Source organism: Streptomyces sp. Y20 (genome assembly GCF_043195475.1).
Classification (GTDB): domain Bacteria; phylum Actinomycetota; class Actinomycetes; order Streptomycetales; family Streptomycetaceae; genus Streptomyces.
Genome location: NZ_JBIDDP010000001.1, coordinates 779,378 through 802,137, shown reverse-complemented (window position 1 = coordinate 802,137; position 22,760 = coordinate 779,378). Strand labels below are relative to the sequence as shown.

General features: G+C 71.1%; 19 protein-coding genes. 8 read left to right on the top strand and 11 right to left on the bottom strand.

Annotated elements, in window-relative coordinates; genetic code table 11:
- The first annotated feature begins 2 nt into the window (after window positions 1-2).
- Entirely contained in the window at window positions 3-1,076 is a 1,074-nt protein-coding gene (locus tag ACGFT1_RS03390) for a FecCD family ABC transporter permease (protein WP_373907315.1), read from the top strand.
- Window positions 1,073-1,891 carry an ABC transporter ATP-binding protein gene (locus ACGFT1_RS03385; protein WP_373907314.1) on the top strand — a complete coding sequence of 273 codons (819 nt, stop codon included), beginning with the start codon at window positions 1,073-1,075 and terminating at the stop codon, window positions 1,889-1,891. Before ACGFT1_RS03390 ends, ACGFT1_RS03385 begins: the two co-directional genes overlap by 4 nt.
- Before the next feature lie 54 nt (window positions 1,892-1,945).
- Here ACGFT1_RS03385 and ACGFT1_RS03380 read toward each other — a convergent pair whose 3' ends face one another.
- On the bottom strand, window positions 1,946-2,161 hold the full coding sequence (locus tag ACGFT1_RS03380; protein ID WP_373907313.1) for a heavy-metal-associated domain-containing protein: 216 nt from the start codon (window positions 2,159-2,161) through the stop codon (window positions 1,946-1,948).
- 339 nt (window positions 2,162-2,500) lie between these two features.
- Here ACGFT1_RS03380 and ACGFT1_RS03375 point away from each other — a divergent pair, with 339 nt between their 5' ends.
- From ACGFT1_RS03375 to ACGFT1_RS03355, 5 genes are all read left to right on the top strand, one after another.
- Window positions 2,501-2,665, top strand: coding sequence for a hypothetical protein (locus ACGFT1_RS03375; protein ID WP_373907312.1), 165 nt, complete (start codon window positions 2,501-2,503; stop codon window positions 2,663-2,665).
- 131 nt (window positions 2,666-2,796) lie between these two features.
- Window positions 2,797-4,212 (top strand): MFS transporter, encoded by a 1,416-nt coding sequence (locus ACGFT1_RS03370; protein ID WP_373907311.1) that lies wholly within the window; start codon window positions 2,797-2,799, stop codon window positions 4,210-4,212.
- A 16-nt stretch (window positions 4,213-4,228) separates the two neighbouring features.
- Entirely contained in the window at window positions 4,229-6,055 is a 1,827-nt protein-coding gene (asnB, locus tag ACGFT1_RS03365) for an asparagine synthase (glutamine-hydrolyzing) (protein ID WP_373907310.1), read from the top strand.
- An 11-nt stretch (window positions 6,056-6,066) separates the two neighbouring features.
- Entirely contained in the window at window positions 6,067-7,329 is a 1,263-nt protein-coding gene (locus ACGFT1_RS03360) for a cytochrome P450 (RefSeq protein ID WP_373907309.1), read from the top strand.
- A 150-nt stretch (window positions 7,330-7,479) separates the two neighbouring features.
- The gene (locus tag ACGFT1_RS03355) at window positions 7,480-8,454 is read left to right on the top strand and encodes an L-tyrosine/L-tryptophan isonitrile synthase family protein (protein ID WP_373907308.1); all 975 of its coding nucleotides are present in this window, start codon (window positions 7,480-7,482) and stop codon (window positions 8,452-8,454) included.
- 248 nt (window positions 8,455-8,702) lie between these two features.
- On the opposite strand, the gene ACGFT1_RS03350 is transcribed toward ACGFT1_RS03355, so the two are convergent.
- From ACGFT1_RS03350 to ACGFT1_RS03320, 7 genes are all read right to left on the bottom strand, one after another.
- Entirely contained in the window at window positions 8,703-9,761 is a 1,059-nt protein-coding gene (locus tag ACGFT1_RS03350; protein WP_373907307.1) for a zinc-dependent alcohol dehydrogenase family protein, read from the bottom strand.
- Window positions 9,762-10,090: 329 nt separating this feature from the next.
- On the bottom strand, window positions 10,091-10,792 hold the full coding sequence (locus tag ACGFT1_RS03345) for a hypothetical protein (RefSeq protein WP_373907306.1): 702 nt from the start codon (window positions 10,790-10,792) through the stop codon (window positions 10,091-10,093).
- Between the two features lie 161 nt (window positions 10,793-10,953).
- Window positions 10,954-11,079, bottom strand: a complete 126-nt coding sequence (locus ACGFT1_RS03340) for a DoxX family protein (protein ID WP_373907305.1) — start codon at window positions 11,077-11,079, stop codon at window positions 10,954-10,956.
- A complete protein-coding gene (locus tag ACGFT1_RS03335) occupies window positions 11,076-13,109 on the bottom strand; it encodes an acetoacetate--CoA ligase (protein ID WP_373907304.1) in 2,034 nt (677 codons plus the stop codon). Before ACGFT1_RS03335 ends, ACGFT1_RS03340 begins: the two co-directional genes overlap by 4 nt.
- Window positions 13,106-14,746 carry a bifunctional 3-(3-hydroxy-phenyl)propionate/3-hydroxycinnamic acid hydroxylase gene (locus ACGFT1_RS03330; protein ID WP_373907303.1) on the bottom strand — a complete coding sequence of 547 codons (1,641 nt, stop codon included), beginning with the start codon at window positions 14,744-14,746 and terminating at the stop codon, window positions 13,106-13,108. Before ACGFT1_RS03330 ends, ACGFT1_RS03335 begins: the two co-directional genes overlap by 4 nt.
- Window positions 14,743-15,681, bottom strand: coding sequence for a fumarylacetoacetate hydrolase family protein (locus ACGFT1_RS03325; RefSeq protein ID WP_373907302.1), 939 nt, complete (start codon window positions 15,679-15,681; stop codon window positions 14,743-14,745). The genes ACGFT1_RS03330 and ACGFT1_RS03325 overlap by 4 nt, the downstream gene beginning before the upstream one ends.
- Complete coding sequence (locus ACGFT1_RS03320; RefSeq protein WP_373907301.1) at window positions 15,678-16,823, bottom strand: VOC family protein; 1,146 nt, start codon at window positions 16,821-16,823, stop codon at window positions 15,678-15,680. Before ACGFT1_RS03320 ends, ACGFT1_RS03325 begins: the two co-directional genes overlap by 4 nt.
- Window positions 16,824-16,961: 138 nt before the next feature.
- Between ACGFT1_RS03320 and ACGFT1_RS03315 the strand changes: the two genes are divergently transcribed.
- Window positions 16,962-17,600, top strand: a complete 639-nt coding sequence (locus ACGFT1_RS03315; protein ID WP_373907300.1) for a TetR/AcrR family transcriptional regulator — start codon at window positions 16,962-16,964, stop codon at window positions 17,598-17,600.
- On the opposite strand, the gene ACGFT1_RS03310 is transcribed toward ACGFT1_RS03315, so the two are convergent.
- The 3 genes from ACGFT1_RS03310 to ACGFT1_RS03300 all read right to left on the bottom strand — a co-directional run bounded on the left by ACGFT1_RS03310 (window position 17,566) and on the right by ACGFT1_RS03300 (window position 22,756).
- Window positions 17,566-18,219, bottom strand: coding sequence for a TetR/AcrR family transcriptional regulator (locus tag ACGFT1_RS03310; RefSeq protein WP_373907299.1), 654 nt, complete (start codon window positions 18,217-18,219; stop codon window positions 17,566-17,568). The genes ACGFT1_RS03315 and ACGFT1_RS03310 overlap by 35 nt on opposite strands.
- A gap of 108 nt (window positions 18,220-18,327) precedes the next feature.
- A complete protein-coding gene (locus ACGFT1_RS03305) occupies window positions 18,328-19,374 on the bottom strand; it encodes a zinc-binding dehydrogenase (RefSeq protein WP_373907298.1) in 1,047 nt (348 codons plus the stop codon).
- A gap of 160 nt (window positions 19,375-19,534) precedes the next feature.
- Complete coding sequence (locus ACGFT1_RS03300; protein WP_373907297.1) at window positions 19,535-22,756, bottom strand: bifunctional cytochrome P450/NADPH--P450 reductase; 3,222 nt, start codon at window positions 22,754-22,756, stop codon at window positions 19,535-19,537.
- Window positions 22,757-22,760 lie beyond the last annotated feature (4 nt).

Here is a 22,760-nt window from a genome sequence, read left to right as displayed (position 1 = left end):
TCGTGGCCTTCACCCTGGTGCGCCGGAAAGCCCCGGCTGATCAGGAGCGCGGCAGCCTGCCCGCCGGTCCGCTGGCGGCGGTTCTGACCGTGGCGCTGCTGGCCGGGCTGACGGCGGCCGTGGCCCGGGGCTCGACCTCCATCCCGTCCGGCGAGGTCTGGAGCGTGGTGTGGCGGCGGCTCTCCGGCGAGGCGCCGCGCCCTGGCACGGACGACCTCATCATCTGGCAACTCCGAGTTCCTCGCGCCCTGCTCGCCGCCCTCGTCGGCTCCGGCCTCGGGGTCGTCGGTACGGCCGTCCAGGCGCTGGTGCGCAACCCGCTGGCCGACCCCTATCTGCTGGGTATCTCCAACGGCGCCTCCCTCGGCGCGGTCGCCGCGATCGTCCTCGGCCTCGGCGCGGGCGGGGCGCTGGGACTGGGGTTGTCCGGGGCTGCTTTCGCCGGCGCGCTGGCGACGTTCGCGCTGGTGTGGGTGGTGGCCCGACGTGGGGGAGGGTTCGCGCCGCTGCGGCTGGTGCTGGCCGGGGTCGCGATCGGCCAGTTCCTCTCCGGGTTCACCAGCTACCTGGTGCTGCGGGCCGGGGACGAGCAGCAGACCCACAGCGTCCTGTTCTGGCTCATGGGCAGCCTCAGCGGAGCGACCTGGGAGCTGCTCGCGGTACCCGCCGTCGCCGTACCCGCCGCCCTGCTGTGGCTCCAGGCGCGCGCCCGGGGCCTGAACGCCCTGCTGATGGGCGACGAGACGGCCGCCGGACTCGGCATCGATGTCACCCGGCTGCGCCGCGAGCTGTTCACCGTCACCAGCGTGCTCACCGGCGTCCTGGTGGCCGTCTCCGGCGCGATCGCGTTCGTGGCGCTGATGGTGCCGCACGTCTGCCGCCTGGTGGTCGGCGGCGACCACCGGCGCCTGCTACCCGTTTCTGCACTGTTCGGCGCTCTGCTGCTGGTGGTTGTCGACACCGTCTGCCGTACGGCGATGGACACGCAGGAGCTGCCGGTCGGCGTGGTCACCTCGCTGCTCGGAGCTCCGGCCCTGCTGTATCTGCTGGACCGGCGCCTGGGGAGCGGCAGTTGAGGATCGACATCGAGGACCTGCACGTCGCCTACGCCGGCCGTACGGTCGTCGCCGGTGCCCATCTCGTCGCGGCCGAGGGCGAGATCACCGGCCTGGTCGGCCCGAACGGCAGCGGCAAGTCCACTCTCCTGCGCACCGTCTACCGCCACCTCAAGCCCGTCGCCGGGCGGGTCCTGCTCGCCGGCACCGACCTGCGCGAGATGACCGCGCTCCAGTCGGCGCGGCACGTGGCCGCCCTGCCACAGGAGCGCGGGAGCGACTTCGAACTGACCGTGCGCGAGGTCGTCGCGATGGGCCGCACTCCCTACAAGCGGGCCTTCGCCGGGGAGGACGCCACCGACCGCGACATCGTCGCCCGCGCCCTGACCGGCGTCGGCATGGCGGAGCAGGCCGGGCGCCGCTTCACGGCCCTGTCCGGCGGGGAGCGCCAACGCGTCCTGCTGGCAAGGGCGTTCGCGCAGAACCCGGACGTCCTGGTGCTGGACGAACCGACCAACCACCTCGACATCCGCCACCAGGTCGACCTGCTCGCGCTCCTGCGCGTCCAGCGCCGTACGACACTGGTGTCGCTGCACGACCTCAACGCGGCTGCCTCCGTCTGCGACCGTCTCCACGTCCTGCACGAGGGAGCGGTCGTCGCCTCCGGCCCGCCGCGCGAGGTCCTTACGCCCGCGCTGATGGCGGAGGTGTTCGGGGTGCGCGCGGCGGTTGTCGACCATCCCCTGACCGGTGACCCGCTCATCGCCTTCGACCACCGAACGCCGGCGGACGAGGCATCGACGGCCGTACCGCTGGAGACCCCCACACGGGGATGAACGGGCTCGGGCAGGGCGACGGTCGCGTCCTGCCCGCTCGTCCGGAAGCATGGATCAGGCGGCCGTCGAGTCGGCGATGCCGTACCCGGCCTCGACGATCGCGGCACGCAGCCGCTCGTCGTCAAGGTCCGTGCCGTCCACGGTGACGGCGTTGGCGGCGAGGTCGACCACGACCTCGCTCACCCCGGGTACCTCGGTGACCTCTTCCCTGATGCTCGCCGCGCAGTGCTCACAGCTCATACCCGTGACGTTGTACTGCTTCTGGTCCATGGCGCGACTCCTGCATGCGGACAGGACTTCGGCGCGGCGTACGGATGCCCGAACGCGGACGTTCAGGCCGACGCCGTCGCCTCAGCAGCCGGCTGAGCGGAGCGTGGAGCCCAAGTAGGCATGCCGATTCGATGTCCGGCGGCAGGGAAGGAACCCTCCGCGGCACGCACCGGGCAGAGGGCGTGTTCAGCACCGCGGGGAGGGCGGTCGGATGGCGCCGCTCCGGCGCGACGTGCACGGCGGTCCCACACGGCATGGCCTTGGGACCCTGAGCCCAGGACGATCCGGCGCGGCCGGGCGCGGATCGACGGGGGAGCCTGGCCGCTGCTCGCGGCCACCGTGGCCGTTCTCGTAGCCGGGCACGGCTGGCTGGGCTCCGTCGTCGATGGAGCGTTCGGCGCGGCTGTCGGCTGTGCCACCGGGCTGATCCTCTGCGCGCTGCTGTACCTGCTGGTGGGGTCGGCCATGTCGGGCAAGCCGGTACGCGGCGGCCACCGCGACTGATCGGCGCGGGCAGTTTCAGCCTGCCCGCCATGATTTCTGGACGCACCCGGGAACTCGTGTGCGATCTCTTCCGACTTGTGGGACGAGGCTGCCGTCCGGCAGCCCACCCACGACCGTGAGGGGCGGCAACGGTGACACGCCACAGTCCCGGTTCGGAACAGCCCGGCCGCATAGCCGCGGGCGGCGCGGACCGCTGGCTGCTCGTTGCGGTGGCCGGCCTGTTGTCGTTCGTGGCGATGCTCGACATGAACATCGTCAACGTGGCCCTGGCCGACATCGCCGACGGTCTGCACGTCTCCGCCGCGACCGCCCAGTGGGCGGTCCTGGGTTATCAACTGCCTGTGGTGGCTTTGCTGCTGCCGGTCGGCCGGTGGCTGGACGGGGTCGGGATGCGCTCCGCTCTGCTGGTCGCGACCGGGGGCTTCGGTCTGTGCAGCGCGCTGGCGGCCGCCGCCCCCTGGGCGTCCTGGCTGATCGCCGCCCGCCTCGCCCAGGGCGCGTTCGGGACCGTGCTCTTCGTGCTGATGCCGGTGCTCGCCCTGCGTTCGGTACGGCCGGAACTGCGCGGGCGGGCCATGAGCGTGCCCGCGACGCTGGGCCCGCTGGGCGCCGTGACCGGCCCGGCGGTGGGCGGACTGCTGCTGGACCACCTGGGCTGGCGCGCCGTCTTCCTGGTCAAGATCCCTTTCTGCCTGCTCGCCCTGATCGTGGCGTGGAGGGTGATGCCGAGGGACGGGGGGGTGCGCCTGCCCGACCGGCGGGCGGCGGCGGATGTCCTGCTGGTGGGTTCCGGGGCGGCTGCCCTGCTGCTGGCGCTGACCCTGGCGCCGGGAAGCCCTGGGCGGCTGATGCTCGCGCTTGCCGCCGTACCGCCGCTGTGGTGGTGGCTGCGCGGACCAGGCGGCCGCCCGGTCGTCGGCGTACTGCGGACGGCGGGACTGCTCCGGGCGCATACGGCGGTGCTGGCGCTGGCGGCCGGGTTCGCGGCGATGCACTACGTCGTCGCCCTGCACCTCCAGCGCGACGACGGCGTCAGCGCCACCACTACCGGTCTGACCGTCCTCGCCTTCCCGCTCGGCATGGGGCTGGCCGGACCGCTCGGCGGACGCCTCGCCGACCGGTGCGGTGCCCGGCCGGTGGCGGTCATCGGCGCCGCCCTCACCGCCGCCGGTCTGCTTCTCCTTCTTCCGCTGGGGCGTGACTGGTCGCCGGTGGACGTGGCCTGGCGGCTGGTGCTGGCCGGCGTCGGCATGGGCCTGAACGGTGGCCCCACCCAGGCCCTCGTCATGGGCGCCGCCCCACCGGACCGCACGGCGACCGTGGGCTCTTCCGTACAGCTGGCCCGCAGCCTCGGCTTCACCCTCGGCCCTGCCCTGGCCACCGCCGCCTGGGGCCTCGCGGGAGGCGACAGCGGAGTGACAGCCGGCCTGGCCCTGGCGGCTGTCGCCGCCTGCATCGCCATACCTTTGCTCGCCCTGCACGGACGCAGGAGTGCGCCCGTGCCGGAGAACACCACCGACGCGGCTCCCGCCGCCCACCGTCCCTGACCGAGGAGTCCTCCCCATGTGCGGAATCACCGGCTGGGTGTCCTTCCACAGCGACGCCCGTACCCAGGCCCTGGTCATCGAGGCCATGACCGCCACCCTCGCCCCGCGTGGCCCCGACGCCCAAGGCGTCTGGCTCGGCGAGCGGGCTGCGATCGGCCACCGCCGGCTGGCCGTCATCGACCTCGAAGGCGGCGTGCAGCCGATGACCGACCGGCCCGACCAGCCGGACCTCGTGCTCACGTACAGCGGCGAGGTCTACAACCACCGCGAGCTGCGGACTGAGCTGCGCGGCCGGGGCCATGTGTTCCGCACGCGCAGCGACACCGAGGTGGTGCTGCGCGCGTACGCCGAGTGGGGCGAAGCGGTGGCCGAGCACCTGGAGGGCATGTTCGCCTTCGCCGTCTGGGACGAGCGTGCTCAGCGGCTGCTCCTGGTCCGCGACCGGCTCGGGGTGAAGCCCCTGTTCTGGGCCACTGTCGACGGCGGTCTGGCCTTCGCCTCCGAGCCCAAGGCGCTGTTCGCCCATCCGGAGATCCGGCCGAGGGTGGATGCCGACGGGCTGCGGGAGGCGTACAGCCTGCTGTTCAACACCGGTCCGACGGTGTGGTCCGGGATCCGGGAAGTCGAGCCGGGTGGCGTGCTCGTGCTGGACGGGGCCGGCATCCGCGAACGCCGTTACTGGCAGTTGGAGGCCACCGACCACACCGACGACCAGGACACGGCCATCGAGCGGATTCGCGCCCTGGTCGGTGGCGCGGCCCGCAGCCAGCTCGAAGCGGACGTCCCGCTGTGCAGCCTGCTCTCCGGCGGTATCGACTCCACCGTCCTGACCGCCCTGCTCGCCGACGAACTCCGCTTGCGCGAAGGCCCGGACGCCCGGATCCGTTCCTACGCCGTCGACTACAGCGACCAGACGGAACGGTTCACCGGTGACGTCCTGCGCACCGGCTACGACACCCCGTACGCCACCGAGGCCGGCGCCTTCATCGGTACCGATCACAGCACCGTCGTCCTCGACCTGCACGCCCTGCTCGACCCCGAGCACCGCAGGGCCGTCGTCGTGGCCCGCGACTCACCCATCGGCGTCGGCGACATGGATACCTCGCTGTACCTGCTGTTCGGCGAGATCCGCAAGCACTCCACCGTCGCCCTCTCCGGCGAGGCGGCCGACGAGGTCTTCGGCGGCTACCCCTGGTTCCACAACCCGAAGGCCCTCGCAGCGGAGACCTTCCCGTGGCTGCTGGTGACGGGCGACGAGGCCGCCATGCCCCTCAACCCCGAACTGGGCCTGCGCATACCCGAGTTCCGCGACGACGTCTACCGCGCAGCGCTGGCCGCCGTGCCGCACACGGACGGCGAAAGCCCCGCCGAACACCGCCAACGCGAGATGCAGCACCTGTCCCTGACCCGCTGGCTGCGCCAGCTCCTGCACCGCAAGGACCGCCTCAGCATGGCTCAGGGCCTGGAGGTACGCGTCCCCTACTGCGACCACCGCCTGGTCGAGTACGCCTTTAACACGCCCTGGAGGCTGAAGAGCTTCGACGGCCGGGAGAAGAGCCTGCTGCGGGCGGCGGGCGCGGGCCTCGCCCCGGACTCCGTGCTGTACCGCCCGAAGAACCACTACCCGGCCACCCACCACCCCGACTACAACCGCGGCCTGCAGCACATGGCCCGCGACGCGCTCGCCACCGAACAGGTCCGCGCCCTGGCCGACGAGACCCGTATCAAGCCCTGCCTCGACACCCCGCCCGACCGACTGGAGTGGGGCCACCGCCTCCGCCTCGAACGCGTCGTCGACCTCTCCCTCTGGCTGGACCACTACCGGCCCGAACTCGCCCTCTGAGGAGCCACCCCATGACCCTCCAGGAACAGCAGCCGGCCGCAGATCCGGACACTTTGCCCGACCCCGTGCCGCTGATGGGCTGCCCCTACAAGAGCAACCCCTATCCCCTGTACGAGCAGATGCGCGAGGCCGGCCCCGTCCACCGCGTCCTGTTTCCCAGCGGCGTGCAAGCCTGGCTCGTCACCGGCTACGACGCCGCCCACGCCGCGCTGAACGACGACCGCCTCGGCAAGAACCACGACCGCGGCAACGACCGCTGGCGAGCCCGCGCCTCGATCATGCCCGAGCCGCAGCACTCCCAGCTCCAGGTGCACCTCCTCCACCAGGACCCGCCCAAGCACACCAGGATGCGCCGCTTCGTCACGGACGCCTTCACCCCGCGCCGCATCGAGCAGCTCCGCCCGCGCTTGCAGGAACTGGCCGACGCGCTCGTCGACGCACTGCCGGAGCACGGCCCCGCGGACCTCGTCGGCGGATTCGCCGCCCACTTCCCCTTCCAGGTCCTCGCCGAGGTCATCGGCCTCCCGCGGGAACTCGCGGCCCGCTTCGACCGCGACTGGGGCAAGGTCGTGCAGCCGGTCGGCCCCACCGACCCCGGACGCCCCCGCTACGAGGCACGCCTGCACGGCCTGCAGAGCTACATCGCCGACGTCGTGGCCCACAAGCGCGATCACTGGGACGACGACCTGCTCAGCCGCCTCGTCGTGGCCCGCGACCGGCGCGAACTGTCCCAGGAGGAGCTGGACTCGATGATCTTCCAGCTCCTCGTCGCGGGCCAGGAGCCGGTCACCAACCAGATCACCACTGCCCTGATCGCCCTGTTCCGCAATCCGCAGCAGCTCGCCCGCCTGCGCGACAACCCGCACCTGCTGCCCCGCGCCGTCGAGGAACTCCTCCGCTACGACAGCGCCTTCGAACTCACCACCTGGCGCTTCTTCGCCACGGACAGCGACCTGCACGGCACCGAGGTGCCGGCCGGTGACTCGGTGATCGTCTCCCTGTGCGCCGCCAACCGCGACCCACGCCGCTTCCCCGAGCCGGACACCCTCGACCTCGACCGCTCACCCAACCCCCACCTCGCCTTCGGCCACGGCATCCACTTCTGCCCCGGCGCCGCCCTCGCCCGAGCCGAACTCCAGATCGCGCTCGGCACCCTCCTCACCCGCCTGCCCGGCCTCCACTTGGCCATCAGAGACGAGGACATCGAGTGGACCCCGGCCGTCCTCGGCCGCGGCGCCAACCACCTCCCCGTCGGCTACGACCACCGCATCTGACACCGACTTACCGCTGACCGGGCCCGGCCACACCGGCCGACCCGGCCCCAGCCGACCCACGCCCACCGACCCCAGGCGCCTGGCTTCCCCTCCCGCCACGGCGCCATGTCGACGTGCCCTCGTACGCCCTCGTACCCCAAGAGGAACGACATGCCCCTGACGACCGCGCCGGACACCCTCCCCACGAGCATCGCCACCGAGATCCTGCACCTGCTCCTGCCCCACCACCGCACGACCGACCCCGCCCCCGTCCCCGCGGACGCGTTCCCGCATCAGCTGCGCCGCATCGCCGCCTTCGTACGCGACGGCGCCCGCATCGTCTTCACGCTGCCCGGCTTCCCCTGCAAGTCCCCCAACCCGGCCAAGGTCCTCGGCCACCTCCCCGACCAGGGCGAACGCCTTTCCCTGACCTTCCTGAACACCCTGTGCACCAAGATCGAGCAGATCTACTCGCCCGGCGCCCGCGTGATCATCTGCTCCGACGGTCACGTCTTCGGCGACCTCATCGGCGTCCCCGACGACCACATCGACGCCTACGCCGACGACCTGCGCATACAGATAGGCCGCATGGGCCTCCGCAGACTGTCCGTCTTCGATCTCCGCGATGTCCTCGGCGACCTCCCCCACGACACGAAACGCACCCACATCCACGAGCACCATGCCCCAACCGTGGAGGCCCTCCGCGCCGAGACCCGCGCCGACGACCAGGCCCTCGCCCTCTACCGGGGCATCACCCGCTTCCTCGTCGAGGACACGGCCAACTGGACCGGCACCCGCTCCGCCCTCCAACGCGCATGTCGCCAACGGGCCTACGGCGTCATCCAACGCAGCCGCGCCTGGGGCTCCCTGATCGCGGAGCACCACCCACAGGCCGTACGCCTCTCCATCCACCCCCAGCCCATCGGCGCCCCGAAATTCGGCATCCGCCTCCTCGACGCCCCGGACGCGTGGACCACTCCCTGGCACTCGGTCGCCCTGCACCGCATTGATGGCAGCTGGACCCTGATGCCCCTGGCCAAGGCCGTCGAGATGGGCCGACTGGTTGAGCAGGGCGGCAGGGCCAGCCACTTCGACCAACGGCTGAACGAGACACGCCGTGCGGCACCCAGTGCGCCACTGGCGTGACGCTCGTTTGACGCTCTGAGTCCCCGACAGCCCTCTCAGGGCCCCGAAAACCGGCTCGGCCTCGGCGCCTTCATGGCCGGCCGTGCCGCCCTCGACCAGGCGGGGCCGGGCGCCCTGAAGCGGCCGTCGTGCCCGATCCCAGGTCGCACCGGTGAGTGCGGTGTTGGTCATGAGTGCACGGCGAGCGAACAGTGGAGGCTTCGTCCGGCGGTCCGACTATGCCGTGGCCGCACCAGCAGGGCCGCTACCTAGCTGCCACGTTCGTCCCGTCCATCATCGAAGACGAACAGTGGCTTGGTGCCGTGTGCGGCTGCTTCGGCGAGCGCGACGGCTTCTGCGAAGGCTTCGAGCGGGAACGGCCGGCCCTGGGGGATGCTCAGTACCCCGTCGGCGACGAGACTGCGCACCTGGGCCAGCGCGTGCAGCGCGTCCTCTGGCGAGGCGCTGCCGAACCAGCGGTTCAGCCAGAAGCCACGGACTGTTTTGGTCTCGTAGATGACCGAGCGCGCCTGGAGCGGGATCGTCAGCGCCGCCGGGTCGGTCTGCCGGTGGGTGGAGAGCGCGCCGTAGACCACCAGTTTTCCTCCCGGCGCCAGGGCTTGGGACACTTGGGCGCCGACGGGGCCCGCGACACAGTCGATGGCCTTTCGCACGCCGGCCGGTCCCACGATCTCAGCGGCACGCTGCACCAGGTCCTCGTCCTCCGTGCAGATGACCTCATCTCCACCGAACGCTTTGACCTCCTCGACAGCAGCACGTCGGCGCACGACATTGATCGTGCGAATCCCCAGATGCCCGGACAGCTGGATCACGAGCCGGCCGACCGTGGAGCCGGCGGCCGTCTGCAACAGCCATTCGCCCGGCTCCACGTCGAGTTCGTGCGTCACGAGGAGAAGCGCGGTCAACGGGTTGATGGCGAGTTGGCAGGCGGTGGAGTCGCTCAGCTGGTCGGGGACCGACAGCAGCCTGTGTGTGTCGGCGATGAGGTATTCCTGCCAGGTGCCTGCCACAGGGGGCCCGGGTACAGCCGGGATCGCAGCGGTCACCACGCGCTCACCGACCTTCAGCCCCTCGGTTTGCGAGCCCAGGTCCGCGATACGGCCCACGCACTCCATGTAGCCCCCGACAGCGGGAAACTCTGGCGAGAAGCCGTAACGGCCACGCAGCACGTGCAGATCACTCGCGTGAACCGGGGTGGCCTTCACACGGATCAACGCCTGACCGGCGTCCGGGGTGGGAACAGGCCGGGACTCCAGCCGCAGGACATCGATGGGCTCACCAGCCGCTACGGCTACGAGCGCGCGCATAGATCGAGCCATGAGTGGCCTTTCGTCTCTCGATCCACGGGGAACCCGGCGGACGCTCCAGGCAGAGCGATGCTGGGGTCGGCGCCCTGGCCGGTGCCGAGACCGTGATCGGCATCGGACTCCTCCAGACCCTCACCGACTCACCCGAGGGATCATGCAAGTGCTCTGGGCTCACAGGTCTGCCGAAGCTCGTGCCCCGGACCCGCTCGTTGCGGCCCGAGTGCGGACAGGTGTCCGTCACTTCACGCTACGCCCAGCTTCGGGAAGGTTCTCGGCGGTCGACCGTGACCGCGGAGAGATTGCCCGCCGCGCCGATCCAGGACTCCGCATCAGCTGCTCGTGTCGGCGTCGCCGTCATTCGGCAGGTCTCTCTGTCTCCTGCCGCCCGGAGGGGGGCCGTCCCCTTGCTCTTCCAGCAGCTCGAGGAGCGCCGCATCCGCTCTCCTCTGATCTTCCTTCGTCAGCTCGACCGGCGCGTTGTTGTAGACGGTGTAGCGATCCGGATCGGTGATGTTGGCGGCCCGCAGGGTGAACGTCAGCAGGCGCCGCCACCCCTTGCGGTGGCCGACTCTCGCTTGCAGTTGGACCTTGAAGTCACGGGCTTCCGGCACGAAGCCGGAGAAGGGTGCCTCGAACTCGATGAAGAGTTGTTGCGCTTCTCTGCCGGGCACGACGAAGCCAGCCGGCAGCTTCGCATCCTCGTCCGGCCGCGGCTGGAGGCGAGAGGGTGAGGACACCCACAGCAGTGGCAGGTGGGAGGCGGGCTCGTCGGGGAAGGTCAGGATGAGGTCCTGCACGACTATCGGCTTGGGGCCGGTGTTGTGAAGAACGAGCGGGAGCCGAAGGCGGGCCGTGGAAGAGTGGATGATCGCTGCGAAGGCGTGGGGCTCCCATGTCTTCAGGCGCCCTTGTCTGGCGTTGAGCCACCAGAATGACGCGACGGTGAAGAGCAGTGCGCAGACCGATACCACACCGGCGCCTGTGAGTGATGAGGACGTGGCCTGAGCGGTCGCGGTCATCAGCGGAACCACACATTCAGTGTGCCAGCGCCGGCGTGGGCTCGTTAAGAGGACCCGAGACCTCCGCGACCTGCGCGCAGCAGCCGACGAGCAGGACGGTCCTGCGTGTCACAGGTGGCCGCTGCACCGCTCGGCCCACGTGACGAGCCGACACCGGCAAGGAGCACGACGTATCAGGCGACCAGTGCGGCGCACACCATCGCTGGGACGGGTTTGGGCAGCTGGTCTCCCTTGCGCACGTGCGTGGTCACCGCACCGGCGAGCAGCATCAGCAGGCCGAGGGCGGCGGGAAGGCTCATGAGGCGTCCTTGGCGGTGTGTGGATGACGGGCCTGACGGCGTTCGGCTCCCAGGTGGGCGAAGTAAGCGACCAGGTCCGGGTTGTCGACCGCCGAGGGATTGAGGACATGCTCAGCGGGCGCGCCCTGGAGGAGGCGTTTGACCGGGACCTCGAGTTTCTTGCCGGTCCTGGTGTGCGGGATGGCCGGCACGGCGAGGATCTCGTCGGGGACGTGGCGGGGAGAGGCACCGGTGCGGACGGCGTCGCGGATCTTCTCGCGCAAGGCGCCGTCCAGCGTGACCCCGGGCGCGGGAACGACGAACAGGGGCATCCAGTAGCCGCCGTCGGGTTCCTCCGCGCCGATGACGAGGGCCTCGGTGATCTCGGGGAGGCGTTCGACGATGTCGTGGATGTCGGCACTGCCCAGGCGTACGCCGTTGCGGTTGAGGGTGGCGTCGGAGCGGCCGTGGACGATCACCGAGCCGTGGGAGGTGTGAGTGATCCAGTCGCCGTGCCGCCACACGCCCGGGTAGGCGGCGAAGTAGGCGTCGCGGTAGCGGCTGCCGTCCGGGTCGTTCCAGAAGTACAGAGGCATGGACGGCATGGGCCGGGTGACGACCAGTTCGCCGACCTGGTCGACGACCGGCTGTCCCGCCTCGTCGTACGACGCGAGCGCTACGCCGAGGTTGGGGGCGGACACCTCGCCCGCCCAGACGGCGGTCGTGGGGGCGCTGCCGGCGAAGGCGGAGACGACGTCGGTGCCGCCGCTGGTGGAGGCCAGCTGGATACCGGCGCCCACGTGGTCGCGGACCCAGGGGTAGGCGGAGGCGGGCAGGGCGGAGCCGGTGCTGCCGATGGCCCGGACGGCCGACAGGTCGTGCTCCGAGGGTTCGATGCCGAGCTTGGCCATGGCCAGCAGATACTGGGGGCTGGTGCCCAGGACGGTGACCTTGTGTCGGGCCGCCAGCTCCCACAGGACGTCCGGGCGCGCCACCGGCACGGGGCTGCCGTCGTAGGTGCAGGTGGTGGCGCCGGTCAGCAGGGTGGAGACGACCAGGTTCCACATCATCCAGTGGGTGGTGGTGTACCAGAGCAGGCGGTCCCCGACGTCCAGGTCGCAGTGCAAGGCGAGGATCTTGAGGTGTTCGAGCAGGACGCCGCCGTGCCCGTGGACGATGCCCTTGGGCAGGCCGGTGGTGCCGGAGGAGAAGACGATCCACAGGGGGTGGTCGAACGGCACCGGCGTGATGGTGAGGTATTCGGTGCGGGTGGCGGCGTCGTCCCAGGGCACCGTGAGGCCGGTGGGCCGGGTCTTGGACCAGGTCAGGCCCAGGTGGTCCACGAGCACCGTGGCCTTCAGAGTGGGAAGGGCTCCGGCGAGGTCGAGCGAGGCTGCGCGGCGGTCGTGCCGCGTGCCGTTGAAGAGATAGCCGTCCGCGGTGATGAGAACGGTCGGTTTCAGCTGGGCGAAGCGGTCGGCTGCGGCCTTGGGGGAGTAGTCCTGGCCGCACACCGACCAGACCGCGCCGAGGCTGGCCGTGGCGAGGAAGGCGATGACCGCGTGGGGGGTGTTGGGCAGGTAGCCGACCACCCGGTCACCCTGTCCGACGCCCAGGTCGCGCAGGGTGGCCGCGACGGAGGCGACCTGGGCGCGCAGCTGCCGGCCCGTGATCTCGTAGCCGGCTCCGGTCTCGTCCAGTGCGGTGATCGCGGGTGCGTCCGGGTGCAGGTTGCGCAGCGCGTGGTGGGCGTAATTGAGGGTGGCGCCCGGGAACCAGTGGGCGCCGGGCATGGTCTCCTCGGCCAGCACCCGCTCGTAGGGAGTGGCGGCGTCGATGTCGAAGTACTCCCACACCGCCGCCCAGAAGCCCTCCAGGTCGGTGACGGACCAGTGGTGCAGGGCCTTGTAGTCGCTGGGGTCCTGGATCGTTTCGGCGCCCCGGTGTCGGGCGGCCCAGCGGGCGAAGTCCGCGATGCGGCTGTCGGCGGCCGTCTTCGGGTCGGGCGGCAGGAAAGGTTCCGGATGCGGCGTGGGATGCGGGGTGGTCACGGTGCGGTGCTCCTCGGCAGGGGGACGGCTCGGGCATCGGCGGGACGGCGGGCCGTGTGGAGCAAGGAGGCCCAGGCCGTGGGGTCCGGGAAGTGGCCGGTGCCGGCGGGGACGGTGTCCATCACGACGCGGTCGGGGCGCAGCAGGGCGGCGTCGACTCGGCCGCGTGCCAGCCAGGCGGCCAGCGTGCCGTCGTCGTCCAGGTCGTCGACGTGGATCGTCGGGGCGTCCAGTGCCGTGGCCACGGCCGTCATCTGCGCCGTGGGCGGTACGGCGGTCAGGACGACGAAGGCGTCGCGGACGGCGTCATCGAGGCGCACTCGCCTGCCGTCGTGCCGTATCCAGGGCTGCGGGCAGAAGGTGCCGGCCAGCGCGCGGCCGGCCGGTCTGGGCCGGCGGCGTACCAGTGGGCCGGCGGCCAGAGCGGGGCTGAGGTCGCGGCTCACCGCCTCGGTGACGCCGGGGATGCGGCAGGCCGTGCCCACGACGGCCCGGCGGAATGCCGCACCGCGGTCCTGCCCGCCGGTCATGGCCCAGCCGACGGCGACCGCCACGCGGATCACATGGCGGGCGTGCGGCTTGCGCTCGCGTTCGTAGGTGTCCAGCAGTGCCTCGGGCGCGCCCCGTCGGAGGACCCGGGCGAGTTTCCAGGTGAGGTTGTTGGCGTCGCGCAGGCCGGAGCACAGACCCTGCCCGACGAAGGGCGGGGTCAGGTGGGCGGCGTCGCCCAGCAGGAAGACACGCCCCTTGCGCCACCGGTCGGCTAGACGGGCCTGGAAGGTGTACTGCGCCTGCCGTATCACCTCGAAATCGTCGCTCTGCGAGGCCGGCAGGTCCACCCAGGGGGCGACCAGCTCGCGCAGGCGCTCCCAGCCGTCCGGGCCCTCCAGGTTCTGGTCGTCGGCCAGCCGGAACTCCCAGCGGTAGCGGTCCTCGCTGATGCGCATGAAGGTGGCCGGCCGGGTGGGGCAGCAGATCTGCTCGGCGCCCTCCCAGGTACGCACCGGGCGGCTGGTGCGCACGTCGATGACCCGCCAGCTCTCCTGGAAGTGCAGGTCCTCCCAGGCGGTGCCGATGGCGTCACGGGTGAGGCTGCCGGCGCCGTCGCAACCGAGGACGGCATCGGCCCACAAGTGCTCCTCCTCGTCGCTGCCACCGCGCCGGAAGGCGACCCGGACGGAACCCGTCGGATCGTCGGGTACGCCGGTGTCCGGCGTGTCGGACCGAGTGACGGACACGACCTCCACCCCGCTCCACAGCTCGCACTCCGGGCGGCGAGCCAAGGCGTCCCGCAGCAGGCGTTCCAGCTCGGGCTGGTTGAACATGCTCAGCTGCGGGAAGCCGTGGAGTCCGTGCAGGGACCGCGGGAACTCGCTGATCACGCGGCGCCGGGCGTCCAGCAGCCGTAGCCCGGGCGCCGGACGGGCGATGGCGGCGAACTCCTCGTGGATGCCGACGCTCTGCAGGATCCGGCGGATTTCGTCGTCCACGACGACGGCGCGCGGCAGGGGGTAGACGTCCGGGTGGCGTTCGAGGAGCAGGCTGCGCACTCCGTAACGGGCCAGCAGGAGCGCGGCCGTGACCCCCACAGGCCCCGCACCGATGATCACCACCTGTCTGCGAGCTGTGGCGCTCACGTCGCGGCCCCCACAGCGGTCCGCTGCTCGCCCAGGTCGATCCGCCCGTCCGGGGTGGCGATGGTGGCGGTGATGAGGTCACCGTCGCGCAGGTAGAGCGGGTTCTTTGCCTGGCCGTTGAAGAACGCCTTCCACTTCAGCGCGGGCGGCAGCAGAGCGGCGATCTTCTCGACCGGCTTGGGCGGGGCCTTCAGCGCGGTGCCGCCGGGCGTGCCGGTGAGCAGCAGGTCGCCCGGGTCGAGGGTCTGGAAGCGGGCGAGCAGGGTGAGCGCCTGCGCGGGCCGTACGATCATGTCGGCGAGCGTGCGGTCCTGGCGCGGCACGCCGTTGACGTTCAGCCGCAGCCGCAGGTTCAGCAGATGGGGGAAGTCCTCAGGTTCCAGCAGGGCCAGGTACGGCCCGGTGGGCGTGAAGGTCGGGTAGGACTTGCTCTCGTAGAACTGGGTCTTGGTGAGCTGGACGTCGCGGGCGCTGACGTCGTTGGTGAGGACGAGCCCGGCGATGTAGCGCGGCAGGTCCCGCTCCTCCACGACGGTGCCCACCGGCAGGGGCGCTCCCATGACGAGGCCGAGTTCCACCTCGTAGTCGAGGAACTTCACGTGCGACGGGCGGACGATCGGGTCATGGGGACCGCTGACCGAGCCGGACGCCTTGCGGAAGAAGGCGGGCGGGATGTCGCCGGTGAATCCCGAGTCCTTCGCATGGCTGCGGTAGTTGACCATCTGGGCCACCACCCGGCAGGGAGTGGTGACCGGGGGCAGCGCCACCAGGTCGGCGACGGGCGTGGCGCTCTCGCCGGAGGCGGCGGCCTCCTGCACGGCGGCCCGGTCGGCGAGCAGCTCGGCGGTGGTGACCGCCTCGGTCTCGATGCGGACGGCGCGCTCGTTCCGGACGGCCCACCAGCCGTCGGGGGTGCGCAGCACGTTGGTGCTCATGAGCTCATCGCTTTCATCAGGCCCAGCAGGCGTGCGGGGTCGAGTTCGTTGTCGTCGCGCAGGGCCGTCATGACCTCACGCAGCTTGGCGGGGGACGGGTTCGCGCCCAGGAAGTCGCGGGTGACCGGCGGGCCCCACTGGGCCAGGCCGCTCGCCGACATCGGCGCCCACCCGGGTTCGAGGTCGCAGGAGAACAGGTCACCGTCGGCGAAGTGCTCCAGCATGAAGCGGTCGGGGTCGCGCCAGTAGTCGAAGAGCTGGCTGCCCTGGATGTGCCGGCCGATGCCCCAGCTGCGCCGGTAGCCGCGCTCGGCCAGGTACTCCCCGCCGGCGGCGATCGCGTCGAGGTCGGTGACCTGGTAGGCGGAGTGGACGTAGCCGGTACCCGGCCCCAGATGCAGGGCGAGGGTGTGGTGGTCCACGGGCAGGCTGCCCTGGTCGCAGCGGATGAACGCCATGGTCGGCCCGCGCTGGCGCTGCCCGTCCAGGAACAGGAAGTCGGACACGATCATCCCGAGGGTGTCCAGATACCAGTCCAGCGTGCGGGCGAACGACCTTGTCTCCAGCACCACATGGCCGAGACGCTGAATGCGTGACGGCTCGCGCGGGGGTCGCTGGGTGGTGTTCGTACGACGGTGGTCCGCGCCGAAGTTCAGGATCAGAGGCTCCTGCTCGGGCAGCGCGGGCAGCGGTTCGGCGCAGTGCACCACCCGGACCGGGACACCCGAGGGGTCGAGCAGGGCGACCGACCTACCGCCGCCGGGGACGTCGATGTCCCGGACGGTGTGTCCGACGGCGGAGGCCAGCCGGTCCACATCGGCCTGTTCGGCCGCGCGGAACGCGGGTCCGAGGAAGCGGGAGGAGCTCCCGCGCCGGATGACCATGCAGGGAGAGCCCGCGAACGTGCCGCGCAGCCATAGTTCGTGCTGGGTGCGGGCGGCGATCGCGAAGCCGAAGTCACGGGCGAACACTTCGGCCCGGCCCAGGTCGGGCTTCTCGAACTCCAGCCAGGCCAGGTCCGCCACCTTGATCACGGGATTCCGGGCTCGTCCGGGATGTTCCTCGCGTAGGGCGCCCTGCTCACTGTGGAGGTCTTGGTGGGGCGTCAGAGGACCGCCCTTGTCAACGGGGATGTGGGACATGGTGTCCTCCAAGCAACACTGCCGTAATGAGGAAATCATCAACTCTGCTGAATCTCGTCGTCAATAGGTGCGGCCCCATAAATTGAGGATTTCATCAGTAATGGCAGTGTCATCGTGGCGGCGGTTACACTGGGCCGCATGCCGACGTCAGCCCCGCCCAGGAACCGCTTCGAGCGACGCCGCGCCGAGACCCGTCAGGCGCTCGTCCGTGCGGCCCGGCAGATCCTCGCGGAGACCGGGGACACCGCCGTCAGCATCCAGGCCATCGCCGAGCGCGCCGATGTCGGCTTCGGGTCCTTCTACAACCACTTCGAGTCGAAGACGGAGCTGTTCGACGCGGCGGTGACAGACGCCCTGGAGGAGTTCGGGCAGGTCATCGACGCGCGTGTGGAAGGCATCGACGACCCGGCCGAGCTGGTCGCGGCAGGCTTCCGGCTCACCGCCCGGATGGCCGACTCCCACCCGGAACTCCTGCGGATCCTGCGCGACCGCGGCCTGGCCCACATCCACTCCGACAGCGGCCTCGCCCCGCGCGCCCTGCGCGACCTGGAGATCGGCATCGCCTCGGGCCGTTTCATCTGCGGCAACGCGACCACCGCCCTGTCCGCGCTGGGCGGCACCCTGCTGTCCCTCGTGGCTCTGCGGCTGGACCGCCCGGACCTCGACGGAGACGAGGCCGCCTCCGACCTGGCCGAGATGGTCCTGCGCATGCTCGGCCTCGCTGCGGACGACGCCCACGAGGTCACCCGTCGCCCGCTGCCCGATCTCGCCCGGTGATGACGGCCTGTACCTGAAGCGCGGCCGCCTGCGGTGCTACGCCGGCGGCGACGAGGAACGCGGTAGCCGCGGCCTCACCAGTGGGGTCCGCCCACGGGCATGCGGCGTTCTCCTCGGCGAGGGCCAGCATCAGTGCCTCCAGTGCTTGGGCGAGGACGGGTGCTGGAAGGTGGTCCGCGAAGAGGCCTTCGCGCTGACCGCGCCCTAGGGTTGCGACAGCTTCCGCGCGGGCCGGTGCCAGGGTGGTGCGGATCTCGTCCTCTCCCGGGTGGCGGCGTCCCAAGGCGGTGAGCATGCGGTACTGGTCGCCGACCCTCCATGCCGCCAGCACCATCCGTGTCATCGCCTCGATCGGGTCGGCGTCCGGGGTACGGGCCGCGGCGAACGCCTGCCGTAGTTCATCGCCTGCTTTCCGAGTCAGGTCGGCGATCAGCGCATGGCGGCCGGGGAAGTGTCCGTAGAGGGTGCGCCGGGCGACGCCGGCCGCCCGAGAGATGCTGTCGAGACTCGCGTCCGGGTCCTCCCGCAGTTTCTGCCGGGCGGCCGTGAGGATGCGTCGGCGGCTGGAGTGAGCATCCTTGCGCTGCGGAGCACGGCCCGGGGCGTCGGTCGTCTGCATGGTTCTGTCTCTCCAGGGTTGCCGGAAAGCCGTGGGCGCCGGTGCTCCCTCACGCACCGGCGCCCACTCACCCCTGCCCGGGGTGGCTTGCCGTCCTGCTGACGGGCGTCAGGGGACGAGGATGAGGCGGATCGGGTCGCCGATCTTGTTCTCCAGACGGCTGACCGCGTTGGCCGCGTCGATGAGCGGGATGTGGTCGGTGATGGAGGGGGCCAGGTCGAGGCGGCCGGCCGCGGTCAGCTGCACCAGCTCGGAGACGGACTCGGGGAAGCCGCCGTAGTGGCCGCGCACCTGCTTCTGCAGGTAGTTGAAGGTCAGGCCCTCGGTGAGGGTGAGCGGCCGGGGCGTGATGCCCACCAGGATCAGGGAGCCGCCCAGGCCGAGCACGGAGGCGGCCTGGTCGCGGACGGCGGGGACGCCGGCGCAGTCGAAGGCGAAGTCCAGGCCGCGTCCACCGGTGGCCGCGCGGACCTGGTCGGCGAAGTCGGGTGCGGCCGGGTCCAGGGCGTAGTCCGCGCCGAAGGCGAGGGCGCGCTCGCGGGCGCTGGGCAGCGGGTCGACGGCGATGATCGGGGCGGCGCCGACCAGGCGGGCGAGGCGTACGTTGTGCGCGCCGACTCCGCCCACGCCCCAGACGCCGACGGACTGGGCGGCACGGACGCCCGCGGTGGCGACGACGGCGGCGTAGGGGGTGGAGACCGCGTCGGGGATGATCGCGGCCTGGTCGAAGGGGAGGCTGTCGGGGATGGGGATGAGGGTGTCCTCGCGGACGGCCACGTACTCGGCCCAGCCGCCGTCGTAGTCGATGCCGGCGGTCAGCATCTGGGTGCAGGGCCGGCGCCGCACGCAGCCGGCGCACTTGCCGCAGGTCTTCCCGGCCTCCAGGGTGACGCGGGTGCCCACGGGCAGGCCGCGCTCGAGGTCGGGGCCGAGCGTGTGGATCACACCGGAGACCTCGTGGCCGACGGTGATCGTGTCGGAGGTGGCGAACAGCGGGACGAGGGAGCCGTCGAGCAGGTGGACGTCGGAGAGGCAGACGCCCGCAGCCTTCACCTCGATGAGGACCTCGCCCGGACCGGGCACGGGGATGGGGACCTCTTCCACGGCGAACTTCCCGCTGTCCAGGTGGAAGCGTCCGGCGAGCATGGTGTCCATGGTGATCTGCTTTCTGTGAGCGGCACGGCCCGGTGGTTCGGGCCATGGGTGCCATGGGGTGTCTGGTGGGCTGGTGGGGCCGGGAGGCGTGCGGGGGAGGCAGGACACCCGCACGCCGCCCGGCGGCTGGGGGTCGCATGCCTTGACGGCGTGCGAACGGTCAGGCGAAGACGTCCTGCTGGTAGCGCTCGTCGGCCTCGAGCTGGGCGAGCCACTGCTGGGCGGTCTCGTCGTCGCAGCCGGTCTTCTGGCGGTAGATGGCGGCCAGTGCCTCGCGGACGGCGGGTGCCATACGGCGGCCGTCACCGCAGACGTAGATGTACGCGCCGTCCTCGATGGCCTGCCACACCTCGTCGGCGGCATTGGCGATGGCGTTCTGCACGAACCGGGCGGGGTGGCCGGTCACCGCGGAGTAGGCGGTGTGGATCTGCGCGATCCCGGCCTGCTCCCAGTCCTGCATCTGCTGACGGTAGAAGTAGTCGTGCTCCGGGTGGCGGCAGCCGACGAAGACCTGTGAAAGGCCGACCTCGGTGCCGTTGGCGTGCTGCCAGGCCCGCTCCTCCAGGAAGCCGCGCAGCGGTGCGATGCCGGTGCCGGGGCCGATGAGGATCAGCGGCGTGGCGGGGTCGGCGGGCGGGGCGAACGTCGGGGAGGGCACGCGGACGTAGCCGTAGACGACGTCCCCGGGCTCGAGGCTGGCGATGTAGGAGGAGCAGGTGCCGCGGTACTGGCCGTCGCCGGACAGGGCCGGGCCCTCCAGCAGGCCGACGGTCAGGCGCACGTGGCGCGGGTCGGCCGACGGGGCGGAGGAGATGGAGTAGAAGCGCGGACGGATCGGGCCCATCATCTCCAGGAAGACCGCCAGCGGCAGCTCGACCGCCTCGAAGCGCTCCAGCAGGCCCAGCACCGAGACCCGCTTGCCGAGGATCTCCTTGCCGTAGTGCTCCCCGGCGTCCTCCGTGTCGGCGGTGTACGCCTGGAGCTGCGGCCGGGTCCACGGGCACTCGGTGTACTCGGCCAGGGTCTGGATCTGGGAGCGGGTGGCCACGTCCTGCAGTTCCAGGAACTCGGTGAGCAGGATGCCGGCGGTGACCGGGGTGCCTACCGGCAGGTGGGTGCGGCCGCCTGCGGGCTGGTCGAGCCGGAGCACCTGGTCGTAGTCGACACCGAGCCGCCTCAGCGCGCGCTCCACCAGGGCGAGTTCGTTCTTGGCGAAGACGGCCAGGTGGTTGCCGGTGTCGTAGGTGACACCCTCGGGCAGCTCGAAGGTGATGGACTTCGCCGACGGGCGCGGCGGCTCGATGCTGAAGTCCCACAGACCCGTCGCATCCGCCACGAGCTCCTCGTTGGCCACCACCGTGAGCGGGTACGCCTGCTCGGAGACGATGGCGGGGCGCACGTCGGACTCGGTGAGCAGTCGCACCTGGAAGCGCGGGCCGCTCACCTCGGAGGTGTCGGCGGCGTACTCCTCGGCCAGGGTGGCCCACAGGCTGTCCATCCACCGCGTGGCCATGCCGTCGAAGTCACCGGCGGCGTCCGCGATGCCGCGCTCGACGACCGGGGTGGCGCCGGCGGCCAGCAGACCTTCCTCGATCCGCTTGGGGAATGCCTGGTAGGTGGCCACCCACTGGGTGTTGCCGGCGCCGAGCAGCGCGAACCGCACGTTCGACAGCGCGCCCTCCGGCAGTCCGGCGGCGAGGAGGTCGTCGAAGCGCTGGGCGTTGTCGGGGGCCTTGCCGTTGTAGCTGGCGGCGACGACGGCGAGGAGGCCCTCGGTGGGCAGGTCGTCGCCCAGCTCGTCCAGGCTCACCAGGGTGGTGCCGAAGCCGGAGCGCTCGCCGCGGTCGGCGATGGTGCGCGCCAGGTCCTCGCAGGAACCGAGGCTGGAGCCGTACGCGACGGTCAGGTCGACGCCGACGCCGCTGACCGCTGTCTGCGCCTGCGTGTCGCCGGTCTGCAGGTCCGCGGCACCGAAGACGGTCCGCTCGTGTTCCTGACGGCGACGGACGATCAGCTCGAAGTTGCCGGGCTTGCGCGTCAGCGCCTCCCGCACGTCCATCTTGTAGTCGCTGGTGTCCGAGAGCTTGAACTTCTGCAGCACCAGCGCCAGCGCCAGGCGGGCCTCGGTGAGCGCGAACTGGCGGCCGATACAGGCACGCACGCCGTTGCCGAACGGCTTGTAGGCGTGCGGGTGCTGCTGAGCCCGCTTTTCCGGCAGCCACCGGTCGATGTCGAACTCGTCCGGCCGCTCCCACGCCTTGGGATGGGTGTGCAGCGGGCCCTCGAGAATGTTGACCCGCGTGCCCTTCTTCAGCTGGTAGCGGCCGCCGATGACGGTGTCCTCCAGCGGGGCCTTGCCGAACGCCGGGATCGGAGCCCACAGGCGCAGGGTCTCGTCCAGGATCCGCGGGATCACGTCCAGCTGCATGATCGTGTCGTAGTCCGGGACCGTGTCGCCCGGCATCAGGCGGTCCACTTCGGCATACGCCTGCGCCAGGACGTGCGGGTTGCGCATCAACGAGTACGTGGCGAACGACAGCAGACCACTGGTGGTCTCGTGACCGGCGATCAGGAACGTCAGCACCTGGTCGCGGACGTTGTCGTCGGCCAGCAGCTTGCCGGTCTCCGGGTCGGTGGCCTCCAGCATCAGACCCAGCAGGTCCTCCTCCCCGGTGCCCTTCCCCTCGCGGCGCTCCTTGATCACACTCTCGACCAGGTCCTGCATCAGCCGAATGTTCTCGCGGTACTTCCGGTCGTCCGCCTTACGGAGCCTGGTCATCATCGGCAGCTCCTGCGAGCGCCGCAGCGACTCCACCAGCGCGCCCAGCAGCGCGTTGAGGAAGGGGTGCAGCTCCTCCTTGTCGAAGGACTGGAAGCGGTAGCCGAACCCCGACAGGGCGATGGTGTCCAGCGTGAGGCGGGTGTAGTCGTCGGTGATGTTGACCGGCTGCCCCTCCCGGCGCTCCCACTTGCCCGCCAGGTTCTGGGCGATCTCCAGCATCTGCCCGAAGTACGCCTTCATGGCCCGCTGGCTGAACGCCGGCAGCAGGACACGGTGTGCCATGCCCCATTCCTCTTCGTGCTGGTGGGCGGTGAACAGGCCGGCGCCCGCGAAGTCCCGGACGTGCTGCAGTGGCGTCTTGTCGATCTGCTTGAAGAACCGCGTCTCGTCGCAGACCTCGGCCACCAGGTCCGGGTCGTAGACGAAGACCTGCTCGATGCCGGCGATGTCCATGCCGTAAATGCCCTCAGGGAACTGCTTGGACAGCTCACCGAAGTACTCCACCGGATTGGTGTCGGGGATCTGCGGCGTGTTGCCGAGGAGAGGGATCCCACGCGGGGACCGGATGGGGCGAAGTTCGTTCGCGGAGTGCGTGGCCATGGCT